This window comes from Pseudomonas batumici, assembly GCF_000820515.1.
Classification (GTDB): domain Bacteria; phylum Pseudomonadota; class Gammaproteobacteria; order Pseudomonadales; family Pseudomonadaceae; genus Aquipseudomonas; species Aquipseudomonas batumici.
Genome location: NZ_JXDG01000120.1, coordinates 1 through 289 on the forward strand (window position 1 = coordinate 1; position 289 = coordinate 289).

At 64.4% G+C, this 289-nt stretch carries 1 protein-coding gene; it reads right to left on the reverse strand.

Going from position 1 to position 289, the window contains the following annotated elements:
* Nucleotides 1-289: AMP-binding protein (locus UCMB321_RS28980; protein WP_040072082.1), on the reverse strand; the 289-nt coding region annotated here is incomplete at both ends.

Sequence of the window (289 nt, forward strand, 5' to 3'; positions counted from 1 at the left end):
TCCCAGGTGCTGGCGTTGATCGCTTCACCACCCAGCAGCACGCTGACCGGCTGGTAGCTGCGGCGCTCCAGCAGACCGGCGGCGAGCAGGGTATCGAGCTGCGACGGGGTCGAGTCGAAGGCGTGCACTTGGTGAGCTTCGAGGAAGTCGAGCAATTCGCTGCCGCTGGCACGGATCAGTTGCGGGATGATCACCAGCGTGTGGCCGGAGAACAGCTGCGAGATGCCCTTGATCGACATGTCGAAGAAGAAGCCGGCGTTGAGGGCCACGGTGGCCGGTGTCGGGCAAT